The organism is Candidatus Pelagibacter communis (assembly GCF_012932795.1).
Lineage (GTDB): Bacteria > Pseudomonadota > Alphaproteobacteria > Pelagibacterales > Pelagibacteraceae > Pelagibacter > Pelagibacter ubique_S.
Genome location: NZ_LANA01000001.1, coordinates 464,773 through 481,440, shown reverse-complemented (window position 1 = coordinate 481,440; position 16,668 = coordinate 464,773). Strand labels below are relative to the sequence as shown.

General features: G+C 32.2%; 17 protein-coding genes. 2 read left to right on the top strand and 15 right to left on the bottom strand.

Annotated elements, in window-relative coordinates; genetic code table 11:
* Positions 1 to 339: 30S ribosomal protein S16 (gene rpsP, locus VP91_RS02555; protein WP_169035872.1), on the bottom strand; the 339-nt coding region annotated here is incomplete at its 3' end.
* A 13-nt stretch (positions 340 to 352) separates the two neighbouring features.
* A complete protein-coding gene (gene ffh, locus VP91_RS02550; RefSeq protein WP_169035871.1) occupies positions 353 to 1,711 on the bottom strand; it encodes a signal recognition particle protein in 1,359 nt (452 codons plus the stop codon).
* A 159-nt stretch (positions 1,712 to 1,870) separates the two neighbouring features.
* Between ffh and dapF the strand changes: the two genes are divergently transcribed.
* The gene (gene dapF, locus VP91_RS02545; RefSeq protein WP_169035870.1) at positions 1,871 to 2,695 is read left to right on the top strand and encodes a diaminopimelate epimerase; all 825 of its coding nucleotides are present in this window, start codon (positions 1,871 to 1,873) and stop codon (positions 2,693 to 2,695) included.
* The gene (gene ftsY, locus VP91_RS02540; protein WP_169035869.1) at positions 2,695 to 3,612 is read left to right on the top strand and encodes a signal recognition particle-docking protein FtsY; all 918 of its coding nucleotides are present in this window, start codon (positions 2,695 to 2,697) and stop codon (positions 3,610 to 3,612) included. Before dapF ends, ftsY begins: the two co-directional genes overlap by 1 nt.
* Here ftsY and VP91_RS02535 read toward each other — a convergent pair.
* The 13 genes from VP91_RS02535 to VP91_RS02475 all read right to left on the bottom strand — a co-directional run bounded on the left by VP91_RS02535 (position 3,605) and on the right by VP91_RS02475 (position 16,665).
* A complete protein-coding gene (locus tag VP91_RS02535; RefSeq protein ID WP_169035868.1) occupies positions 3,605 to 4,168 on the bottom strand; it encodes a hypothetical protein in 564 nt (187 codons plus the stop codon). The genes ftsY and VP91_RS02535 overlap by 8 nt on opposite strands.
* A gap of 49 nt (positions 4,169 to 4,217) precedes the next feature.
* Positions 4,218 to 5,036 (bottom strand): alpha/beta hydrolase, encoded by an 819-nt coding sequence (locus VP91_RS02530; RefSeq protein WP_169035867.1) that lies wholly within the window; start codon positions 5,034 to 5,036, stop codon positions 4,218 to 4,220.
* Positions 5,020 to 5,931: an EamA family transporter gene (locus VP91_RS02525; RefSeq protein WP_169035866.1), complete on the bottom strand. Its 912-nt coding sequence runs from the start codon at positions 5,929 to 5,931 to the stop codon at positions 5,020 to 5,022. Before VP91_RS02525 ends, VP91_RS02530 begins: the two co-directional genes overlap by 17 nt.
* 13 nt (positions 5,932 to 5,944) lie before the next feature.
* Entirely contained in the window at positions 5,945 to 6,124 is a 180-nt protein-coding gene (locus tag VP91_RS02520) for a hypothetical protein (RefSeq protein WP_169035865.1), read from the bottom strand.
* Complete coding sequence (locus VP91_RS02515; RefSeq protein ID WP_169035864.1) at positions 6,114 to 7,451, bottom strand: amidase; 1,338 nt, start codon at positions 7,449 to 7,451, stop codon at positions 6,114 to 6,116. Before VP91_RS02515 ends, VP91_RS02520 begins: the two co-directional genes overlap by 11 nt.
* Positions 7,452 to 7,461: 10 nt before the next feature.
* Positions 7,462 to 8,823, bottom strand: coding sequence for a TRAP transporter large permease (locus VP91_RS02510; protein WP_169035863.1), 1,362 nt, complete (start codon positions 8,821 to 8,823; stop codon positions 7,462 to 7,464).
* Complete coding sequence (locus tag VP91_RS02505) at positions 8,813 to 9,397, bottom strand: TRAP transporter small permease subunit (RefSeq protein WP_211181506.1); 585 nt, start codon at positions 9,395 to 9,397, stop codon at positions 8,813 to 8,815. The genes VP91_RS02510 and VP91_RS02505 overlap by 11 nt, the downstream gene beginning before the upstream one ends.
* A 95-nt stretch (positions 9,398 to 9,492) precedes the next feature.
* Positions 9,493 to 10,647, bottom strand: a complete 1,155-nt coding sequence (locus tag VP91_RS02500) for a TRAP transporter substrate-binding protein (protein ID WP_169035861.1) — start codon at positions 10,645 to 10,647, stop codon at positions 9,493 to 9,495.
* A 108-nt stretch (positions 10,648 to 10,755) separates the two neighbouring features.
* Positions 10,756 to 11,709, bottom strand: coding sequence for a 2-hydroxyacid dehydrogenase (locus VP91_RS02495; RefSeq protein WP_169035860.1), 954 nt, complete (start codon positions 11,707 to 11,709; stop codon positions 10,756 to 10,758).
* A 1-nt stretch (position 11,710) separates the two neighbouring features.
* Complete coding sequence (locus VP91_RS02490) at positions 11,711 to 13,084, bottom strand: FAD-binding oxidoreductase (RefSeq protein WP_169035859.1); 1,374 nt, start codon at positions 13,082 to 13,084, stop codon at positions 11,711 to 11,713.
* A gap of 40 nt (positions 13,085 to 13,124) precedes the next feature.
* Entirely contained in the window at positions 13,125 to 14,291 is a 1,167-nt protein-coding gene (locus VP91_RS02485; RefSeq protein ID WP_169035858.1) for a pyridoxal phosphate-dependent aminotransferase, read from the bottom strand.
* Between the two features lie 71 nt (positions 14,292 to 14,362).
* A complete protein-coding gene (locus tag VP91_RS02480; protein WP_169035857.1) occupies positions 14,363 to 15,514 on the bottom strand; it encodes an alpha-hydroxy-acid oxidizing protein in 1,152 nt (383 codons plus the stop codon).
* Entirely contained in the window at positions 15,514 to 16,665 is a 1,152-nt protein-coding gene (locus VP91_RS02475; RefSeq protein ID WP_169035856.1) for an alpha-hydroxy acid oxidase, read from the bottom strand. Before VP91_RS02475 ends, VP91_RS02480 begins: the two co-directional genes overlap by 1 nt.
* Positions 16,666 to 16,668 lie beyond the last annotated feature (3 nt).

The window sequence follows — 16,668 nt, the reverse complement described above, 5'->3', positions numbered from 1 at the left end:
AGGAGCCGCTTCTGCTTTAGGAGCTTCTGCTTCTTTTTTTCTTTCCTTTTTTGGAATAGCTTTACTCGGATTAACACCGTTTGCAGGCATTGGCATAATTTCATTTTCACCTAAAATTCTTGCTACTCTAGTTGTGGGTTGAGCACCTTGACCTAACCAATATTTGATTCTCTCTGCTTCCAATCCTACTCTTTCTTTTTTATCCTTAGGTAAAAGAGGATTAAAGAATCCTACTTTCTCAATAAATTTTCCATCTCTTGCACGACGACTGTCTGCTATAACTACTTTATATACCGGTCTTTTCTTTGTTCCACCTCTTGATAATCTTATTTTTAGCATTTTTTTCCCTTATTTATTTAAGTTGATTTAGTAGCTCTGGAGGTATCCCTTTATCTGACATACCCTTCAGGTTTCCTTTTGACATCTTTTTCATCATTTCAGACATCATTTTAAATTGCTTAAGCAATTTATTGATAGTGGCTGCATCTGTTCCAGAGCCATTAGCAATTCTTTTTTTCCTAGAACCATCTATAATTTTAGGATTTCCTCTTTCTTTTTTTGTCATAGATAAAATGATTGCTTCATTTTGAGAAATAACTTTCTCATCAATTCCTGAAGCATCCATTTGTGATTTCATTTTAGAAACACCTGGCATAAACGACATTATTCCTTCTATGCCTCCCATTTTTTTCATTTGTCTAAGCTGTGTTAAGTAATCTTCCATAGAGAATTGTCCTTTTTTTAAATTCTCTTCTGCTTTTTTTATATTTTCTTCACCAAGATCTTCTGCAGCTTTCTCAACAAGAGAGACAATGTCTCCCATACCTAATATTCTATTAGCTATTCTATCTGGGTGAAAAACCTCTAAATTTTCTATTTTTTCTCCTACTCCTAAAAACTTAATTGGTACTTGAGATACATATTTCATACTAAGAGCTGCACCACCTCTTGCATCACCATCAGCTCTTGTTAAAACAATACCTGTTACATTTACAGTATTCTTAAATTCTTTTGCAACTTCCGCAGCAACCTGTCCTGTTAAAGAATCTGCAACTAAAAATACTTCTGTTGGCTTAATTATACTTTCTATTTGTTTAATCTCACTCATCATCTGAAGGTCTATTTGTGTTCTACCTGCTGTATCAAATAATATAATCTCTGCACCATTTAGGTTTGCAGCACTTACTGCTCTTCGACAAATATCTGCTGGTAGCTGGCCTTCAATAATGGGTAGTGTTAAAATATCATTTTGCTCTCCTAATGATCTTAGTTGTTCTTGTGCTGCTGGCCTATACACATCAAGACTGACCATCATTATCTTTTTCTTTTTATTTTTTTCTAAATATTTGGCTAATTTTGCTGTTGTTGTAGTTTTACCAGAACCTTGAAGACCTACCAGCATCATTGGAACTGGTGGAACTGCATTTAAATTAATATCTGTGTTGCTTTCACCTAAAAGGCTTACTAATTCATCATAAACAATTTTAACAACCATATCTCCTGGGGAGGTTGATCTAATTATTTCTTGGCCCATAACCTTTGGCTTAACTTTTTCTATAAAATCTTTAGTTACATCTAGAGACACATCGGCTTCTAATAAAGCCTGTCTAATACTTCTTAAGCCTTCATCTACTTGATTCTCATCAAGTGAAGCTGCTTTTTTTAAAGAAGAAAAAATTTCTTCGAATTTATTTGTTAAGTTTTCAAACATATTTATTACACACAGCAGTTTCGCACTAGTGGGCGAATATCGCTGACTAGTGTTGATCTCTTTGTTTCCAAAGACACCACAAATTTAACGTTTTTGTGGGAACCGGATCAAACTATAATAGAGGTTCAAAAAGTCAATAAATAAGTTAAATATCTATATATGGATATTAAAGCATTTAAAATGGATGGTTTAGGCAATGATTTTGTAATTATTGATCAAAGAAGCCAGGATTTCAATTTAAACAAAGATCAAATAATTAAGGTATGTGATCGTAATTTTATTGGATGTGATCAACTCATCCTAATTAAGAAAAATAAAGAGATAGATGCAGATGTAGAATTCTATAATTCAGATGGAAGTGTATCTGGAGCTTGTGGAAATGGTACCAGGTGTGTGGCAGATCTTCTATCAAAAGAAAGTGGTAAAAAAGAAATAACACTCTTAACAGCTTCAGGTTCTTTAAAATCAAAAATTTTAGGAAATAATTTAGTTGAGACCGAAATAGGTGTACCAAAAGTTAATTGGCAAGAGATTCCTTTAAGTAAGCAACTAGATTCACAAGACTTAAAAATTGAAATTGTAGACAGAAAAAATACCAAGCATACTGGTGGAACAGCCATAAATGTAGGCAATCCACACATAATTTTTTTTGTAGACAATATAGAGGCATTTGACTTACAAAGTATTGGTCCAAAAATTGAAAATCACCCACTATTTCCAGAAAAATGTAATGTGACCCTGGCCAAAGTTGTGAATAGAAATTTAATAAAAGTAAAAGTTTGGGAAAGAGGAGCTGGGCTTACTAAGGCTTGTGGTACGGCAGCTTGTGCAACGGCTGCAGCAGCTAATATTAATAATCTAGTAGAAAAAACTACAGATATAGCATTTGCATTAGGTAATTTAACAATTTCTATTGATGAAAGAAATAGTATTCACATGAAAGGACCTGTGTCTGATATCAAAAATATTGACATTAAATTATAATGAGAATTTTTGATAAATTTAAAATTGGCTTTAAAAAAAGTGCCTCTGCATTTACGTCTGGCTTAAGAGAGATAATTATCAAAAAAGAAATTGATGACAAAACATTAGATCAAATTGAAGAATATCTAATTCAATCAGATGTTGGTCTTGTTGCAGCTGAGGAAATTAAGAAAATTATTGGTCAAGAAAAAATAGATCCAAATAAAGATATCTTGAATGAAGTAAATTTAATTCTAAGAGGCTATATAATCACTTTAATGAAACCTTTGGAAAATGAAAATTTTTTTAATAAAAAAGAAAAACTCAATGCGGTCCTAATATCAGGAGTTAATGGGGTAGGAAAAACAACAACTATTGGAAAAGTTGGTAAAATTTTAAAATCTAACGGTAACAAAGTTATGTTTTCTGCTTGCGATACATTTAGAGCAGCTGCTATAGAACAATTAGAAAGTTGGGCTAATAAAATTAATGTACAAATTACAAAATCTACTCAAGGGTCCGACCCCGCATCAGTTGCCTACAAGGCAATTGAAGAAGCATTAAAGGGTGATTTTAATCATGTTTTAATTGATACAGCTGGAAGATTACAAAATAAAAAAAATTTAATGGAAGAATATAAAAAAATTGCCAATGTGACTAAAAAGATAGATCCAGATGCTCCTCACGATGTAATCCTAGTGCTTGACGCAACCTCTGGCCAAAATGTAATCAATCAAGTGGAAGAATTTAACAAAATTATACCTCTTACTGGTTTGATAATGACAAAATTAGATGGCACTGCAAAAGGAGGAATTTTATTAGCACTTGCTAAAAAATATAAGCTTCCCATAATCGCGCTTGGACTTGGTGAAAAAGAAGATGATTTACAAATTTTTAATGCAGAAAAATTTGCTGAAGCATTTACTCAAATTAATTAATTAGATTATTAGAAATTAAAGGCTTGTAGTAGTTACATTTATAATTTTCTTTAAGATCTGAATGTCCACAATTTTTTGCAATTGATGAAATTATAAAATCAAACTTACCATTTGATGGGTATGAATTTAATTTTTTATTAGTAATATCAAATTTGAAATTTTTTCTTATGTTTTTAATTGCACTAATCATGACTAAGGTGTTGTTATCTTTTAATAAATAATAAGCAAAGTCTTCTGGAAAAACTGGATAATCATAACCTTCTAAGAGGTGTTTTGCCTGTGAAGGAAACCATTCGTATGAAATTAATGGTGATGAAATTTTTGTTTCATAATTATAGATATATAAATCCTGAGGAAAATCTGTAACATAATTATAATCCTCCCCTCTTGCTAAAATAGCTTTATCTCTAGTTTTAAAAAAAAGAGCAAAATTTTTATTATGTGAATTCATTTGTCCTATATGAAAGAGATTATTTGCTGAAGATTCTATATTTTCTGCAATTACAGAACCTGAAATAAAAATTAAGTAAAATGATATTATAATAAATTTTTTCACTGTCTATTTATAGAAATGAAATTTGTAAATTATTTGGTCAGATTGTGGCTTAATTTAAACTCTTTAAAAATTCCTTCAAAACCACTATCATCTTTTCGTTGTATTCCATCATGTGATTGTCTTTTTCAGAAAAGTAAGAATATTTTGGTGCATTTGCTAATTCATACATTTTTTTTCCCATCCAAAATGGCACTATTTTATCTGCTTCTCCATGCATTATCAGAATTGGAGACTTAAGATTTTTAATTTTTTTATCACTTTCATATTTGTCTTTAAGTAAAAGTCTGATTGGAAAATATGGATATACATTTTTTGCTGCATCAACCATAGATGTAAATGGAGATTCCAGTATAACGCCTGCAAATTTATGGTTTTGAGCAATATGAGTTGCAATCCCAGTGCCTAAAGACTCACCATACAGAACAATGTCATTATCTTTTAAGCCTTTTCTTTTTAACCAATTAATTGCACTCTTGCCATCTTCATATAGACCTTTTTCTGTTGGTTTGCCTAAGTTTCCACTAAATCCTCTCCAAGAAATGATTAGAAAATTTATCTTCATTTCTTTAAAATGATTGATTTTATGTATTCTGTTTTCTAATGTTCCTGCATTACCATGAAAGAAAACTATAGTTTTAAAATTTCTAAGATCTTTTTCATGAAACCATCCTAGTAATTCAAAATTATCACCTGTCTCAATCTTTACTTTTTCTATTTTAACTTTTAATTTATCTCCAAAATAATTATTTTCTTTTGGGTGATATAATAAGTTTCGTTGAAATATAAATATAATAAAAAGTAAAGAAAAGTAAGCTATTGGAATAATTAAAATTAACTTCAATAAATACTCTTTAAGTTTTTTTTTCATATTTACTTTTTTTTTTAACTAAATAAACACCACCAAAAACCAAGACTGTTCCTAAATAGTGATAATATTCAAGCTGTTCATTAAAAAATAGAAAACCATAAATAGCACTATAAACAGTAAAAATATAAAGTGTAAAACCAGTAATTGAAGCACCGAGTTTCTTTTGTGCCATCGTATATAAGGTAAATGCTATAATTCCTGGTGATATAGCTGCAAATAAAACCCACATAAAAAATTCTGTATTAAAGACAGTTCTTACAAAGAAGGTCTCTTCTATCAAATAAAATGGTAGCAAACTGATCATACCAAAGAATGCAATTAAAGTAAATCTGTCAAAAATTTTTAGATTTGTTTTCCAATAAAATAGATAAATAGAATAAAGAGCCCATCCTATTGCAGAAGCTAACATCCATAAATCTCCAATTGTAAACTTGAGGCTTATTAACAAAGATAAATTACCCTTAATGATAATGGCAAAAACACCAACCAAACAAGAGAAAAGTCCCAAAATTTTAAGAAAGTTTATTTTTTCTTTAAAAAAAATACTAGAGATAAGAATTATAAATATTGGAGAAGATGAATATATAATTCCCATATTAGTAACAGTAGTTGTTTGTCCAGCTAGAAATGGAAAAGCTCCGCAAACACCACAACCCATTGAACCGATAAAAAATATTCTTTTATATTCTTGCTTTATAAATTTAAAATTTTTTTTCAAAGATTTGTAAGTAAAAGGTAATAATAATAAAAAAACTACTGCCCATCTCCAAAAAGCTAGAGAAACTGGAGGAACATATTCCACACCACCTCTTGCTACTATTAAATTACTAGCCATAAAAACTGGCTGAATAAACAATAATAAAAAAGGTAAATAACTATTTTTAGAATTATTCACTGCAAGTAGAAAATTATTTTTTATCGAAAAAGGCTTCGTAAACCATCATAAAAATTGCTATAGCCATCAAAATATAGACAGGAAGAACATCAAAAAAACCAATCATTGATGATCTTGTTAAGGTTGTTGCTAGACCTATTAAAAATGCCGCAGCAAGAGCTGACCCTAAAAATGTTGTAAATTTATTTAGCATACTTTTTACAATTTTTTTCTAACCAGTTGGCTACGCCTAAAAATCTCAAATCATCAAGCTTATCTCCAACTAACTGAATTCCTAATGGTAAATTATTTGTCCCCGTAAGTAAAGGTAATGAAATAGATGGTACACCCATATAGGTCCAAACAGTACAGAATTCTGGGCTACCAGTACTTTTTAAACCTTTATCAGCAACACCTGTTGTTCCTGGACTTAAAACTCCATGGTAATCTTCAAATACTTCCTGGTAAGACTCATAACTTAGTTTCATAAAATCAATTGCCTCAGCATATTCCTTAGCTGTATATTTTAATCCTCTTTCAATTGCATTTATTATTTCTTTTGAAAGCTTTTTTTTAGATTTCTTATAATAGGCCTGAAAATTATTAGCCATATCAGTTTCATGTATTATTTTGTGGTATTTAGGTATGTCATCAAAATAAGAAGGGGTATCAAATACTTCAATATTTTTTTTAAAAGTTTTTATAAAGAACTCAAAAGATTCTTGAGATTTTTTATCTATTTTTTTCCAACTCTTAGTTTTATAAAATATAAATTTAGGTTCAAAAATTGGACCTTTTTTGCAAACATTGAGCATTTCATCTGCAGAATAATGAACCGTGAAAGGATCGTGTAAATCTTTTTTTATTAATACTTTCGTTAATAATGCTACATCTTCAACAGATTTTCCAAATACACCAATATGATCTAATTTATCAGATTGTTTCAAGACACCACTACGAGAAATTAATCCATAAGATGGTTTATAGCCAACAACCCCACAATAAGATGCTGGTCTAATAACTGAGCCATTAGTTTGTGAACCTATTGATAATGGAGCCATGTGGGCTGCTACAGCTGCAGCCGAACCACTTGATGATCCTCCAGGTGTTCTTGAGTGGTCATGAGGGTTTGTAGTTTTTCCTGGATGAAAATATGCAAGCTCAGTAGTTTCTGTTTTTCCCATGATAATAGCCCCTGCAATTTTAAGTAAATTAACAACTTCTGCTTCCTGCGAGCCTGTCATTTTTTTCCTAATAACAGTTCCACATTCGGTTGGCATATCTAAAGTTCCAATAATATCTTTAACTGCAACGGGCAAGCCATGTAAAGATCCTAATGGTTTTCCAGATTTTCTATACTCATCTGCTTCTTCTGCTTTTTCTAAAAGCTCCTTTTTATCAAAATGGGCCCATGCTTTAACATCTTTTTCAAACTTTTTTATTCTCTCAATATATTGTTTACAAACTTCTACTGAAGAGATTTCACCTTCTTTTAATTTTTCTACTAATTTAACAGTAGTAAGAGAAAATATATCTATCATTTTAAATCACCTAATCTGCAAACAATGTTTCTGGTAACCATAGGGCGATACCTGGAAACATATACATAAGAAACATAGCAAATATTACTATAGCCAAGAAAGGCATAATTCCTGCAAATATTTGCATCAATTCAACATTATTTTTTTGAACACCTTTTAAGTAATAGGCTGACATTGCCATTGGTGGTGTTAAAAAAGATGTTTGTAAATTTAAAGCAATTAACATTGCGAAGAAATATGGATTAACATTAAATATCTCTAACAGTGGTAAAAAAATTGGAACAAAAATAATCAAAATTTCAGTCCATTCTAATGGCCAACCTAAAAGAAAGATTATTATTTGTGTAATTATTAAAAACTGCCAAGTAGTAATATTTATTGACGTGAAAAAATGTTCAAATACTTCATGACCACCTAAATAAGAAAAAACAGATGAAAAAGTCCAAGAACCAATGAATAACCACATAATCATTGCAGTAGTTTTGGCTGTTAAAAAAACTGATTCTTTAAAGCTTTGCCATTTTAAAGTTTTATAAAACCAAGATAAAAGTATTGCTCCAAACGCTCCCGCAGCTGCAGCTTCTGCAGGCGTTGCTATACCTGCTAAAATTGTTCCAAGTACCAACATTATTAATCCAAAAAGAGGAACAAATGAAACTAGTACTTCTTTTAAAATTTCTGCCCTAGGCGGAATATCTTCTGAAGGTGGTTTTGGTGCTATAGATGGGTTCAACCAGGCTCTAGTTACTGCATATCCTATATATAAACCTGCAAGTAATAAACCTGGAAAGATCGCTGCAGCAAATAATCTTAATGGTGATAATTGTGCAATGACCGAGTAAACAATTAGCATAATACTTGGAGGTATCAAGATTCCTAAACATCCACCTGCACAAATTACACCAGATGCAAATTTTTTATCATAACCTGCCTTAACCATTGCTGGCCAAGCAAGCAATCCCATCAAAGTTACAACAGCACCAATGATTCCTGTTGCTGTTGAGAAAAGAGTACAGGTAATAAGTGCAGCTACTGCCATTGAAGCAGGTAGTCTGTGTGCAGCTAATCTTATTGCAAAAAATAGTTTTGATACGATTCCAGCTCTTTCAACTAGGTAACCCATAAATAAAAACAAAGGTACAGCAGTAAGAACATTGTTATCCATTACAGTATAAGTGTTTTGAACAAATAATTGGAATATTCTATTATCAAATATATGCTCCATTAAAGCAGCGTCGTAATAAGCATAATAACCAAAACCTATTCCCATTGCCATCAGTGTAAAAGCAATTGGGAAGCCTAATAGTACTGCAAACAAAAATATACCCATCATTAAGATGGCTACTTCAGGATTCGTAAGACTAAATAACATCTTTTTGTTCCTCGTCTTGTGAAGTTCTCATTAAAATTTGTTCAGTTTCCTCCGCAACAACCATTCTTGCTGGCCAATGTCCTGTTTGAATACAAATAATAGATCTAAATACCTCGGAAACTCCTTGCATTGTTAATAAAATACCCGCTGCTGGTATCATAGTTTTAGCCATATAAATTTGTATTTGTGCTGGGCTGCTCCAGCTCGTTTCTTTTATTTTCCAAGCTAGTGCTGCATATTCATATCCATAAAATGCTAAAGCTAATACACCAGGAAAGAAAAAGATAAAATATAGTATTAAATCAACCCAGCCTTGTACTTTTGGTTTAAATAGTCTGTAAATTACATCTCCCCTTACATGAGATTCTGTTGCTAAACAATATGCTCCTGACATCATTAATATTGCGCCATACATCTGCATACTAAAGTCAAAATTCCAAAGTGTCGGTTTATTAAATACATAAGCCATTACGACCTCATAACAAGTTCCACCCATTAAAATAACGATGCACCAAGAAAAAGCTTTGCCCATTGATGTGCTTAGTGTATCAGCAAATTTTATGTAAGATCTCATCATTGTTTAAATAGAATACCTTATTTATTTAAAACTGTACTATAAAAAAAAGGGGGGCTTTACCCCCCCCTCTTTAAAGTTATTAAAAAAGTTAATTAGATTTTAACTTTTCCTATTGGTCCAAACTCATTTTCATAAGCTAATTTGTAGTTCGGTTGATTCATCAACAGATACTTCATTGTTCTCTTAGCGTATGCTTTTTGAGAATCTACAACTTTCTTAAAGAAAGCATCTTTTGCAGAGAACTCACCAACGATTTTATCCCAGCCTTTTAACTGTTCAGCTAAGATAGCATCAGATGTTTGGTAAACATTAACCTTATGCTCATTCATCAATTTAGCTAAGTCAGTTGAATATCTAACTAGCGCTTTGAAGTAGTTATCTGAATTAGCAGCATAAGCAGCATTTTTCAAGATAGCTTGGTGAGCAGGTGAAAGGCTTTTCAGTCTCTTAGTATTCATAGGAATTTCAAACATCTCCTGAGATTGATGGAAACTTCCTAAGTGATAGTGTTTAGAGACATCTTGCATTCCAAACTGTGAGTCTGATGTAGGGTTGTTAAACTCTGCAGCATCAATCAAGCCAGTTTTCATTGCTGGTTGGATTTCACCACCAGGTAATTGTCTTACAACCATTCCCATAGCAGTTAAAACATTAGTCGCTAGACCAACTGTTCTATACTTCATACCTTTAACATCAGATACTTTAGTTACATTCTTTTTGAACCAACCAAAAGGTTGTGCTGGCATAGGCATATGAAAGAATCCAGTGTAGTTAAATCCAACACTAGCTACTGCTTCTTCATATAATTTTCTTCCTCCACCATACTCCATCCATCCCATAACTTCTTGAGATGACATTCCGTATGAAGGTCCAGTTCCAAAAAGTGAAGCTGCAGCATTTTTGCCATACCAGTATGCTGTCACCCAGTGACCCATATCTACTACGCCTGAACTTACTGCTTGTCCAATTTCTGAAGTTTTTACGATTGCTCCAACTGGTTGAAGATCAATTTTAAGTGATCCACCAGACATGTCGCTAACCATTTTACAATAGTCCCCTGCCATTTCAAAAAAAATGTTTGCACCTGAAGGCCAAGCTGCTTGCATTTTTAGAGTTACTGGCGCCGCATTAGCTATGTTAGGCATTGCTACAGCTGTTGCTGCTGCTGCACCCGTCACTGCTGCTGCTTTAAAGAACTTTCGTCTTGAAGGTGTTGAAGCCTTCAAAGATTTTTTGTCTTTAATCATTATTTCTCCTCTATTAGTTAATTAACTAATAAGATTTAATTATAAATCATGATTAGAGTCTACAGCGAAAATGACGCTTCAGTAACATTTTACAATCTGAGATAGAAATTAGTTTACTTTATTTGTACAATTTCCTGTTCTAAAAAACTCATCAATATTATCTACAGCTAAATTGGCCATAGCAATTCTTGTGTGCTTTGTTGCGCTTCCAAGATGAGGTAAAATGAAAACACTTTTAATTTTTAGGTAACCTGGATTTAAATTTGGTTCTCCCTTATAAACATCAAGTCCTGCTGCATAAATTTTTCTTCTATTTAATGCATCTATCAAAGCTTCGTCATCAACAATATCTCCTCGTGCTACATTGGTAATAACTGCACCTGTTGGAAAATATTCTAAAGTTTGTTTATTAATTAAATTTTCTGTTTCTTTTGTTGCTGGACAGCAAATTGACAATACATCAGAAACTTCAAATAGACCTTTTAAACTATCATGATAAGTGGCACCTTGTTCTTTTTCTTCACTTAGTTTTGATCGGTTATGGTAATGAACAACCATTCCTAAAGCTTTAGCAATTTTTGCAATTTTTTGACCTATTCTTCCCATTCCTAAAATTCCAAGTCTTGTCCCTGTTAACTGTTTTCCTATCAAATAATCTGCGGACCATTTCCAGTTACTTTCTTTTGCACTTTGAATTCCTTCAGAAACTCTTCTGCAAGCACCAAGTATTAGTAAAATTCCAATCTCAGCTGTTGCATCAGATAAAACTTCTGGAGTATTAGTAACTGCTATCCCCCTTTTTTTAGCTGCTTCTAAATCTATATTTCCAAAACCAACTGCAAAATTAGAAATAACCTTAATGGTGTTTGGTAACTTATTTATGGTATCTCCATCCATCTTGTCAGTTAAAGAAGTTAGAATCGCATCTTGACCTTCACTCAACTCAATTAGTTTTGATTGAGAATATAATTCATCATTACTATTAAATTTTGCATCAAATAATTTTAAAGCTTTTTCCTCACTATCCTTTATCAATTTTCTTGTAACTAATATTTTTTTCATATCAATTTAAATCAAATACCTTGCCAGGATTCATTATATTATTCATATCTAAGCCTCGTTTTATAGACTTCATAACAGGTATATTGTCTGGATGCTCTTTCAATAAATAATGTTTTTTTTGTAAACCGATGCCGTGCTCTCCAGTTATTGTTCCTTCTAATTCAAGAGCCTTGGTTATAAGATCATCACTATATTTTCTAATTTTTTTTTGTTTTTCCTTATCATTTGGGTCAAATAAAATTATTGAATGGAAGTTTCCATCACCAACATGTCCAACCATAGGTGCAATAAGATCATGTTTTTTAACCTCTTTTTCTGCCCACGAAATACACTCAACTAAATTTGAAATAGGAACACAAACATCAGTTGAATATACTTTCATATTATTACCAAGGGCCTTTACAGACCAATAAACATCATGTCTTGCTTGCCACAACTTATTTCTCTCTTCCAAAGAGACCGCCCATTTAAAATCTCCACCTCCATTATTTTTAGATAATTCTTCAACTAATTTTATTGCTTCTTTGTTTGAACTTTCGCTACCGTGAAATTCAAAAAATAATGTGGGAGATGCCTTTATATTTTCTAATTTTGAGTATTTAATACTTATTTCCATCTGGTCTTTATTTAACATTTCTATTCTAGCAATTGGTATTCCATATTGGATTACCTCTTGAGCTGTTTGAACTGCTGAGTCCAAATCTGGAAAATAACAAACTGCACTCATTATACTTTCTGGAATTGGGGACAGCCTTACCTGTACTTCTGTAATTATTCCAAGTGTACCCTCCGCTCCAATAAATAAATTTGTTAAATTATATCCAGCAGAAGATTTTTTTGTTCTAGAGCCTGTTTTAATTATTTCTCCATTAGCAAGTACTACTGTTAGTCCTGAAATTACAGTTCTCATTGTTCCATACTTGACTGCCATTGTTCCAGATGCAGATGTCGATGCCATTCCACCAATTGCTGCGTCAGCCCCTGGGTCAATAGGAAAAAATACACCATCATCTCTTAAATATTCATTTAATTGTTTTCTGGTAACATTAGCCTGTACTCTACAATCAAAATCAGCAGCATTTACGTTTAAAATCTTATTCATCCTTTCCAATGAAATAGTTATACCATTAGAGTTTCCCACAGCATTTCCCTCTAGAGAAGTTCCAGTACCAAATGGAACAACAGGAATTTTACTATCATTACATAATTTTAAAATTTTTGACACTTCTTCATTAGTCTCTGGAAAAACTACTGCTTGAGACAATACTGGCTCATAAGTATCCTCTCCTCTTGCATAATTAGCTCTTGTGGACTCAGAGGTTGAAAATCTTCCATTAAAGATTTTCTTTAATTCAGTTTGGATTAATTCATTCATTGTATTGATACTAATGAAAATTTCTAAAAAAATACAGCCTCTATTTAGAGAGCATTTTCTTAATATTTTCCAACGCTTGAGAAATGTTATCTTGAGAAGCAGCAAAGCTAAATCTTACATAATCTTGGCAAGTTTTACCAAAAGCTGTTCCTGGCACTATTGCTACTCCTGCTTCATACATAGCTTTTTTACAAAATTCTGAACCATCCATTCCAGTTCCTATAACTTTAGGAAATGCATAAAAAGCTCCTCCCGGTAAGCTACATTCAACACCAGGCAAGCTATTTAATCCTTCATAAATTAACTTTCTTCTTTGTGTAAATTTTATCATCATTTCATTAATTGAGTCATCTGATCCATCTAGTGCAGCAATTCCTGCAAACTGAGCTGCTGCATTTACACATGATACACTATTAATTAAAAGTTTATTTACATGTGGTACTAATTCTTTGGGCCAATAACTCCATCCTAATCTCCATCCAGTCATTGAATAAGCTTTACTCCAACCCTCTAGAACAATTAATCTTTCACTTAGCTCGGGGTAATTAAAGAATGATGGCATCTCTTTTTCATCAAATATTTGCCTACTATAAATTTCATCACTTAAAATAGTCACATGCGGGTGTTTTTTTAAACCTTCGGCTAAAACATCAATATCAGCTTTTTCAACAAAGCTTCCTGTTGGATTATTTGGGTTGATTAATATTAAGAGTCTAGTTTTATCTGTAATTAAAGATAAAATTTTTTCTGGGTTAAATTTAAGATCTTTATCTTCTGTTAAATCATAAGGTACAGAAGTTGATCCAGTGTAATTAATCATGGACTCATAAATTGGAAAAGCTGGTGTTGGATGAATTATTTCTGCACCTGGTTCACCAAAGCATTGAATTGCGTAACTCATTGTTGGTTTTCCGCCTGGCATGATTAGAATTCTCTCAAAATCTATATCAACACTATACCGTTTTTTAATCCATCTTGTTACTGCTTGTCTACATTCTGGAATACCATTGGACATCACATATCCATGATGCCCATCATCTAATGCTTTTTTTGCAGCTTCAACAACATGTCTTGGAGTTTTAAAATCAGGCTGACCCAAACCTAGATGTATCATTGGGTTTCCTTTAGCTTCTAAAGCTTTTGCTTCAGCTAAAACAGAGAATGCACTTTCTGTTCCTAATCTTTCTAAGCTTTTGGCTAATTTCATTCTTTATTTTAATATTATTAATTTTTTATTTAATTTATTTTTTTTATATCTAATTTTTATAACTATTAGATCTATTTTCGGTAAATTAATTTTGTCGCATCTAATTCTTTTAAATTTTTACAGCCCATTAGTATCATATTTCTATTAATTTCATCATGCATATTTTGCAATAGACGTTCAACACCATGTTGGCCTCCTGAACTTAAAGCAAATAAAAACATCTTACCAAAACTACACGCAGTAGCTCCTGCAGCTAAAGCTTTTAATACATGTGTTCCTCTTCTAATACCTCCATCTAAAATAATTTCCAACTTATCCCCTACTGCATCTGAAATTGCTTTTACCTGATCAAACGGAGATCTTGATCCATCCAACTGTCTACCACCATGGTTTGAAATCATTATTGCTGTACAGCCTATATCTATTGCTCTTTTTGCATCCTCAACTGACATAACTCCTTTAAGTGCAAATGGCCCGTTCCATTTTTTTACGCAATACTCTGCGTCTTTCCAATTCATAGCTGGGTCATACTGTTCATTTATATATTCAATAACTGATTTTGATATGTTTGTCCCTTTATCTGTTTTTTTTGCGACATTTGATAATTCAAATTTTTTATGAGTAAAATAATTAAACACCCATTCAGGACACATCGCAAAACTTATTAGACTTTGTAAAGTAAGTCTTGGCGGAGTTGTAAAACCTGTTCTATGATCTTTTTCTCTATTGCCTGCAACTAAAGTATCAACTGTTAAACACATTGCATCAAACCCTGATATTCTAGACCTATCTATTAAATCATCAGTAATTGATTTATCTTTGTGAACATAAAGTTGGAATAATTTCGGACCATTTGAAACGTTAGAGACTTCTTCAATAGTATTATTTGCCATCGTAGACATGCTGTAAAATGTTCCAAATTTTTCTGCTGCTCTTGCTGATGCCAAATCTCCTTCATGGTGATAAAGTCTTTGCATTGCTGAAGGTGAAAGAAAAATAGGCATTTCAATTTTTTTTCCAAAAAGGGTTGTTGATAAATCTGGTTTACCAACACTTGCAAGTATATTTGGGAGTAAATCACATTCATTAAAGGACTCTGTATTTCTTCTTAGAGTTATTTCGTCATCCGCACCACCATCAATATAATGAAATATAGGTGAAGGTAATTTTTTTTTAGCTAATTTTCTAAAATCACTAAAGTTGTGACAGTCTTTTAAATTCACTATCGTCTAAATCTTAAGTTGTTTCTGTTCAGTTCACTTATTTTAGTGCAGCCCATTAATTTCATATCTCTTACTAATTCTGCCTTATATTTTTCAATAGCTCTCTCAACACCCTCTTGTCCCCCAGCGGCGAGAGCGTAAAGATATAACCTTCCTCCTGAACATGCTTTCGCACCTAATGATAACGCTTTTAGCATATGAGTTCCTCTTTGAAATCCACCTTCACAAATTACATCTAATTTATCTCCAACAGCGTCAATGATTTCAGCAAGCTGATCAAAGGGTGCTCTCGATCCGTCTAGTTGTCTTCCACCATGATTTGAAACCATTATTCCTGTACATCCAATATCTACTGCACGTTTTGCATCCTCAACACTCATTATACCTTTTAGAGCAAAGTGGCCTCCCCATTGAGAACAAAGTTTTTCAGCATCTTTCCAATTCATAGATTGATCTAACATGGTAGAAAAGTACTGTCCTATTGAAGTATTAGTATCTGTACCTTCTTTTACATAATCTTGAAGATGAGGTAGTTCGAATTTACCTTTGGTTAAATAGTTAATTCCCCACATTGGTTTTGTAGCAAAACTAAAAAGGCTTGAAAGCGTGAGCTTTGGAGGTGATGTAAATCCAGTTCTTAAATCTCTTTCGCGGTTTCCTCCAGTTATTGTATCAACTGTTAAAGCCATAACATCAAATTTAGCGGCTTTTGCTCTTTCCAAACAAGAATCATTTAAACCCCTATCTTTATGAAAATAAAACTGAAACATTTTTGGAGTATCAATCATAGAGGATATTTCTTCTACACTTACGGTGGCTAAAGCAGAAACACCAAACATAGTATTAAATTTTTGAGCTGCTTTTCCTACTGCTCTTTCACCATCATAATGAAAAAGTCTTTGAAGTGCAGTGGGTGCAAGATAAAAAGGAAGATCTAATTTTTTTCCAAAAATCGTAGTTGATAAGTCAACATTTTCAACACCTCTTAAAACATTTGGAACTAAATCAACATCATTAAAGGCACTTGTATTTCTGCCATATGTTATTTCATCATCAGCCGCACCATCAATATAGTGAAATATAGGTGAAGGTAATTTTTTTTTAGCTAATTTTTTAAAGTCACTAAAGTTGTGACAATTATTTAAATTCATAAA